General features: G+C 66.9%; 6 protein-coding genes and 1 pseudogene. All 7 read left to right on the top strand.

Translation table 11 applies throughout. The annotated features are described in order from the left end of the window. Positions 1-71 precede the first annotated feature (71 nt). Positions 72-1,019, top strand: a complete 948-nt coding sequence (gene fabD, locus ACE3S9_RS12220; protein ID WP_374546736.1) for an ACP S-malonyltransferase — start codon at positions 72-74, stop codon at positions 1,017-1,019. A 20-nt stretch (positions 1,020-1,039) separates the two neighbouring features. Further along, the gene (gene fabG / locus ACE3S9_RS12215) at positions 1,040-1,777 is read left to right on the top strand and encodes a 3-oxoacyl-[acyl-carrier-protein] reductase (RefSeq protein WP_374546735.1); all 738 of its coding nucleotides are present in this window, start codon (positions 1,040-1,042) and stop codon (positions 1,775-1,777) included. Positions 1,778-1,988: 211 nt separating this feature from the next. Continuing rightward, positions 1,989-2,231: an acyl carrier protein gene (locus ACE3S9_RS12210; protein WP_283364988.1), complete on the top strand. Its 243-nt coding sequence runs from the start codon at positions 1,989-1,991 to the stop codon at positions 2,229-2,231. A gap of 147 nt (positions 2,232-2,378) precedes the next feature. After that, complete coding sequence (gene fabF / locus ACE3S9_RS12205; protein ID WP_374546734.1) at positions 2,379-3,647, top strand: beta-ketoacyl-ACP synthase II; 1,269 nt, start codon at positions 2,379-2,381, stop codon at positions 3,645-3,647. 88 nt (positions 3,648-3,735) lie between these two features. Then, the gene (gene mltG, locus ACE3S9_RS12200; RefSeq protein ID WP_374546733.1) at positions 3,736-5,574 is read left to right on the top strand and encodes an endolytic transglycosylase MltG; all 1,839 of its coding nucleotides are present in this window, start codon (positions 3,736-3,738) and stop codon (positions 5,572-5,574) included. A 156-nt stretch (positions 5,575-5,730) separates the two neighbouring features. Continuing rightward, positions 5,731-6,615, top strand: a complete 885-nt coding sequence (locus tag ACE3S9_RS12195; protein WP_374546732.1) for a YicC/YloC family endoribonuclease — start codon at positions 5,731-5,733, stop codon at positions 6,613-6,615. Positions 6,616-6,619: 4 nt separating this feature from the next. Beyond that, a pseudogene (locus ACE3S9_RS12190) lies at positions 6,620-6,840 on the top strand (guanylate kinase); the annotation flags it as partial.

Raw genomic sequence — 6,840 nt, 5'->3', positions numbered from 1 at the left:
TTGCCTTGACACGCGCGGCGGGGGGCGCCATTGGCGAGCGCCAATTGAAGCAAAACGAGGCAGAGTCGCAAGTGACCGTCGCATTTCTCTTTCCGGGCCAGGGTTCTCAGGCGATTGGCATGGGCAAAGCGCTTTACGAAGCCTTTCCGGCGTCGCGCGCTTTGTTCGAGGAAGTGGACGCGGCGCTCGGCGAAAAGCTTTCCAGCCTGATGTTCGAGGGCGAGGCCGCCGAACTGACGCTGACCGCCAACGCCCAGCCGGCTTTGATGGCCGTCAGCCTCGCCGCCCTGCGCGCGCTTGAGGCCGAAAAGGGCGTGGACCTCGCCCGCGACGCGGCGTTCGTCGCCGGCCATTCGCTCGGCGAATATTCCGCGCTCGCCGCCGCCGGCGCGCTGACCGTGTCCGACGCCGCGCGGCTGTTGCGCCTGCGCGGTCAGGCCATGCAGAAGGCCGTGCCGGTCGGCGAGGGCGCCATGGCGGCTTTGCTCGGCGCCGAGCCCGATCAGGCCAAGAAGATCGCCGGCGAGGCGACCGCCGCCTCCGGCGCCCTGTGCGAGGTCGCCAATGACAATGGCGGCGGCCAGATCGTCGTCTCGGGCGCCAAAAAGGCGGTCGAGGCGGCCATTGAAATCGCGCGGGAAAACGGGATCAAGCGCGCCATGCTGCTGCCGGTTTCCGCGCCCTTCCATTGCGCCTTGATGGCGCCCGCCGCCGAGGCCATGCGCGCCGCGCTCGCCGAAACGACAATCAAGGCGCCGGTCGTCGATGTCGTGGCCAATGTCACCGCCGCGCCCGTGCGCGACCCGGACGAGATCCGCAAGCTGCTGGTCGCTCAGGTCTGCGGCGCGGTCCGCTGGCGCGAATGCATGGGCTACATGCACAAGCAGGGCGTCAATCTGTTCGTCGAAGTCGGCGCGGGCAAGGTTCTCGCCGGTCTGGTCAAGCGCACGGCGGAAGGCGCGCGGTCGCTGAATGTCGGCATCCCGGCCGAGGTCGAAAGCTTTTCGCTGACTGTATAATGCTTTATCCGGAGTTTTTCATGTTCGATCTGAGCAATTGCGTCGCGCTTGTGACCGGCGCCAGCGGCGGCCTCGGCTCCGCGATCGCCCGCGCGCTGCACCAGCAAGGCGCGAAAGTCGTGCTGTCCGGCACGCGGTGCGAGGCGCTTGACGCGCTGGCAGCGGAACTGGGCGACCGCGCTTTTGTGGCGCCGGCCAACCTCTCGGACGCAGAAGCCGTCGAAAAGCTCGTCCCCGAGGCCGAGGCGCTCGCCGGCCCGCTCGACATTCTGGTCAACAACGCCGGCGTGACCCGCGACGGCCTGTTCCTGCGCATGAAGGACGAGGATTGGGAGACGGTGCTGACCGTCAATCTGACCTCGGCGTTCCGCCTGTCGCGCGCCGTGCTCAAGGGCATGATGAAGCGCCGCTACGGCCGCATCGTCAACATCACCTCGATCGTCGGCGTCACCGGCAATGGCGGGCAGGCCAATTACGCCGCCTCCAAGGCCGGCCTGATCGGCATGAGCAAGTCGCTCGCCGCCGAGGTGGCCTCGCGCAACGTGACGGTCAATTGCGTCGCGCCCGGCTTCATCGCCAGCCCGATGACCGACGTGTTGACCGATAAACAGAAGGAAGCCATTCTCGCGACGATTCCCGCCGGCCATCTCGGACAAGGCGGGGATATCGGCGCGGCCTGCGTCTATCTCGCCAGCGCCGAAGCCGCCTACGTCACCGGCCAGACGCTCCACGTCAACGGCGGAATGGCAATGATTTGAGTGCGTTGCGGCCAGGCCCGCGCCGCCGCGCGTTAAACGGGGGCGGGGCCTCGCAATCGTGACGGAAGTATGTTAGCAAGCCTCGGTTTGTGCGTTCCAACCAGTGAGATTTCGCACGAGACGAAATGTTCGCGGCGGCGGTCCGTCACTCCCTTACGCGCGCCTCGGCCCTTAGGCGCGCCGTCAGTTCAAGATAACGAGGAAACCAGAAATGAGCGATGTCGCCGAGCGCGTGAAGAAGATTGTGATCGAACATCTCGGCGTGGACGCCGACAAGGTGGTCGACAGCGCCAATTTCATCGACGACCTTGGCGCCGACTCGCTCGACACGGTCGAGCTGGTCATGGCTTTCGAGGAAGAATTCGGCGTCGAGATTCCCGATGACGCCGCCGAGACCATCGTGACCGTCGGCGACGCCGTGAAATTCCTGGAAAAGGCCACGGCCCAGGGCTGATCCCGGCACAGGATGAATTTTTCGCGCGCGTTCGGCCTGGCGTCGAACGCGCGCGATTGACATTGGGGGCGTCGGACGATCCCGGCGCGTGAATCGGTAGAGAGTCGCGCTTCTGGCGCGATGCGAGCAATAAGCCCGAGGGAGCCTATGCGCAGGGTCGTCGTTACCGGATTGGGCATGGTGTCGCCGTTGGCCAGCGGCGTCGAGGAAAGCTGGAAGCGCCTTATCGCCAGCGAGAGCGGCGCGGGACGGATCGAGGGGTTCGAGGTCTCGGACCTGCCCTGCCAGATCGCCATGCAGGTTCCCCGCGCAGGAAAGCCGGACTCGGCGCCGGACGCTTTCAATCCCGACGAGTGGATGGAGCCCAAGGAACAGCGCAAGGTCGACGATTTCATCATTTTCGGCGTCGCGGCGGCGACTCAGGCGCTCAAGGACGCCAATTGGGCGCCCAAGACCTATCAGGAGCAGATCGAGACCGGCGTGCTGATCGGCTCCGGCATCGGCGGCCTCGGCGGCATCTACGAGACCTCGCTCGTGCTGCAGGAGAAAGGCCCGCGCCGCGTGTCGCCCTTCTTCGTGCCCGGCCGGCTGATCAATCTGATCGGCGGCCATGTCTCGATCATGCATGGTCTCAAGGGCCCCAATCACGCGGTGGTCACCGCCTGTTCGACCGGCACCCACGCTATCGGCGACGCGGCCCGCCTCATCGCTTTGGGCGATGCGGAAGTCATGGTCGCCGGCGGCGCGGAATCGGCCTGCAACCGGATCGGCATCGCGGGCTTCGCCGCGTGCAAGGCGCTGGCGACGGCCTTCAACGACAACCCCACGGCGGCCTCGCGCCCCTATGACCGCGACCGCGACGGTTTCGTGATGGGCGAGGGCGCCGGTTGCGTGGTGCTTGAATCGCTGGAGCACGCGCAGGCGCGCGGCGCCCACATCTATGCCGAGGTCATCGGCTATGGCATGTCGGGCGACGCCCATCACATCACGGCGCCCGCCGAGGACGGCGACGGCGCCTTCCGCTGCATGCAGGCGGCGATCAAGCGCGCCGGCATCACCCCGGCCGACATCGATTACGTCAACGCCCACGGCACGTCGACCATGGCGGACGGCATCGAACTGGCGGCGGTGGAGCGGGTGGTCGGCAATGCGGCCAGCACGATTTCCATGTCGTCGACCAAGAGTTCGGTCGGCCATCTGCTCGGCGCCGCTGGCGCCGTCGAGGCTATTTTCTCGATTCTGGCGATGCGCGATCAGCTTGCGCCGCCGACGCTCAATCTCGACAACCCTGCTTTCGAGACGGCGATCGATCTGGTGCCGCACAAGCCCCGGTCGCGAGAAATTAACATTGTGCTGTCAAATTCTTTCGGCTTCGGCGGCACCAACGCTTCGCTCATCATGCGGCGTTTCGCCTGACCGATCCTGATTTTGCCATAAATTCCGGCAAACTGCCGGAATTGTCCCCCCGCTCGGGCGGCGGGTCCAGACAAGGCGCGTCAAAGGCATGAGCGACGAACCTGAAGAAGCCGGGCTAGGCGTCGACGACACGCCGAAATCCGCTCGACCGGAAGGCGCGGGCGCGAGCCTGTTCGGCCGCCGTGGCGCGCGGAGCCCGTCGGAGGCGCTGCATCCGGAGGCCGCGCCGCCGCCGCCGCCGGAAAAAAAGCGCAAGCCCTCGCGTCTCGGCGCCATTTCGGGCTTCCTGACCTTCCTGCTGGCGCTGGCGATCCTGGCCGGGATCGGCGTCGTCTTCGCCGACCGCGCCGTGCGCGCGCCGGGGCCGCTCGCCGCCGACAAGGTGGTCTATATCCAGCAGGGGTCGGATTCCGACCAGATCATCGATCAGCTCCAGACGCAGGGCGTCATCGACAGCCCGTTCCTGTTCACTTTGACCCTCTTTGTTGAAGGCGCGCGGTCCAAGCTCAAGGCCGGCGAATATCTGTTCAAGCAGAACGCCTCGCTGCAGGAGGTCATTGACGCGTTGGTGTCGGGCAAGGCGATCCTGCATTCCCTCACCATTCCCGAGGGCCTGACCAGCCAGCAGATCGTCGAGCGCCTGCGCGAGAGCGAGTTCCTCGTCGGCGATATCCGCGAAACGCCGCGCGAGGGCTCCCTGCTGCCGGAAACCTACAAGTTCCAGCGCGGCGACAGCCGCGACAAGCTGCTGCAGAAAATGGTCCACGACCAGAAGGCGCTGCTCGATGAAATCTGGCGCCGCCGCGCCTCCGACCTGCCGCTGGCCTCGCCTTACGAACTGGTCACGCTCGCCTCGATCGTCGAGAAGGAGACCGGCAAGGCGGATGAACGGCCGCGCGTCGCCGCCGTCTTCATCAACCGCCTGCGCAAGCACATGCGGCTGCAATCGGACCCGACCATCGTCTATGGCCTGGTCGGCGGGCAGGGGCCGCTGGGCCGCCCGCTCACCCGCGCTGATATCGACGCGGCGAGCGCCTACAACACCTATGTGATCGACGGCCTGCCGCCGGGGCCGATCGCCAATCCGGGCCGCGCCGCCATGGAGGCGGTGGCCAATCCGTCGCGCACACAGGATCTTTATTTCGTGGCCGACGGCACGGGCGGCCATGTCTTCGCCGACAGCCTCGACGCGCATAACCGCAACGTGCAGCGCTGGCGGCAGATCGAGCAGACCAACAAACCCAAGGGCCCGGCGCAGCCCGGCGGCGCGCAGCCGGCCGCCCCCGGCGCGCCTCAGGCCCCGGCGGGAGCGACAATTCAGCCGCCGCCGGCCACGCCCCCCGCTCGGGACAAGGGCGCGTGGCTGGGCCCGTATCGCCAATATGGCTTCGCGCCGACCGAGCCCGAATTCGCGGTGCGTCATCAGGCGCGCGCGCCTTCGCCGGCGCGGCTCAACCTCGATCCGGATTTCATTGCGCGGGTCGCGCCCGTCCTGCCCGGCGCGTCGCCGGCGCCCGTCAGGCTGGCGGATTTCATCCCGGCCCAGAGCGGGGTCGGCGGCGTCCAGTTCGCGCAAGCGCTGGGCGACGTGCAACTCGGCGGCGTCACGCAGGCGGAGAACAATCTCGACGGCCCGGCCGAGGACACGATGGCGCCCGGCGCGCCAAATCCGGCCGAACGGGGCGGTCGGACAACCGTCGCGGCGGCCGATCTCGACGGGCCGGCGGCGCCGGTCGAAACCAGCGCGCTGGGCAATGGCGGCGGCGCCATCGCCAATGCCGCGCCCAATGGCAAGCCGCGCATCTATGACGCGGCCGAAGGCACCCCGCTCGATCCGCTGCTCAATAAGAGCTGGGATCTCAACAGCGCCAAATCAGTCGACCTGCCGGGCGCCAAGCCGGATGCGCCGTCCAAATCGCGCAATTAGAGAAAGTCGCGAAATTACAGCGAGTCGCGCAATTGGCGGGCGGTTCCGGCCGGCGGCCGAAAATCCTTCCTTTTTTCCCGTCGAATCCTGCTATAGCCGAAGGAGCCGCTGTGGCCGGGCAGGGCCATCGGATTGAGCGGCGGGCGGGAATTTCACATGGCGGTTTCCAGCATGACCGGTTTCGCAAGGGAGGCGGGATTTTCCGCGCCCTATCGCTGGAGCTGGGAGATCAAGACGGTCAATTCCAAGGGGCTCGATCTGCGGCTGCGGCTGCCGCCCGGATTCGATGCGCTCGACAAGCCGGTCCGCACGCGCATTTCCGCCGCCCTGACGCGTGGCGCTTGCTACGCCAATCTGTCGGTGGTGCGCGAGAGCTCGACCGTTTCGGCGCGGCTCAATCGCGATCTGCTGGTCCATCTGATGGAATCGCTCGCCGATCTCAAAAGGCCGGAGTCGATCGGCCCGCTCAGCCTCGACGGTCTGCTCAACGTGCGCGGCGTGATCGAGACGGTCGAATCCGAGGACAATGACGAGGCTTTGGCCGCGGCGGAAACGGATATTCTCGCCGGGCTCGACCGCGTTCTTCGGCAATTGGGCGCGATGCGTTCCGGCGAGGGCGCGGCGCTGGCGGCTTTTCTCCACCAGCGGCTCGACCGCATCGGCGATCTCGCCAAGGCCGCCGATCTCTGTCCGGCGCGCCATCCCGCCGCCGTGCGCGAGCGCCTGCGCGCGGCCCTCTCGCTTATCGCCGAAAGCGGGCGGCTCGATGAGGCCCGCCTGCACCAGGAGGCCATGCTGATGGCCGCCAAGGCCGATATTCGCGAGGAGCTGGACCGGTTGGTCTCGCATGTCTCCGCCGCGCGCAAATTGCTCGCCGAGGGTGGCGCGGTCGGCCGCCGGCTGGATTTTCTGGCGCAGGAATTCGGCCGCGAGACCAATACGCTCTGCGCGAAATCGAATGACGCCGCCTTGACGGCAATCGGCCTGGAACTGAAGGTCGAAGTGGAGCAATTGCGCGAGCAGGCGCAAAATATCGAGTGAACCAATGGAAAGCTTGGCGACGGGGGCCTCGGGCGGACGCCGGGGGCTGATGCTCATTCTCTCCTCGCCCTCGGGCGCGGGCAAGACCACGCTGACGCGCCTGCTGCTGCAGAAGCAGGACCTCGACCTGCGTCTGTCCATTTCGGTGACGACGCGCGAGCGCCGGTCGAGCGAGGCCGACGGCATCCATTATCATTTCATCTCCAAGGAGGAGTTCGCGCGGCG

The sequence above is a fragment of the Rhodoblastus sp. genome, from assembly GCF_041915505.1.
Classification (GTDB): domain Bacteria; phylum Pseudomonadota; class Alphaproteobacteria; order Rhizobiales; family Beijerinckiaceae; genus Rhodoblastus.
The sequence above is the reverse complement of the archived record's forward strand: the minus strand, read 5'-3'. Positions and strand labels throughout refer to the sequence as shown.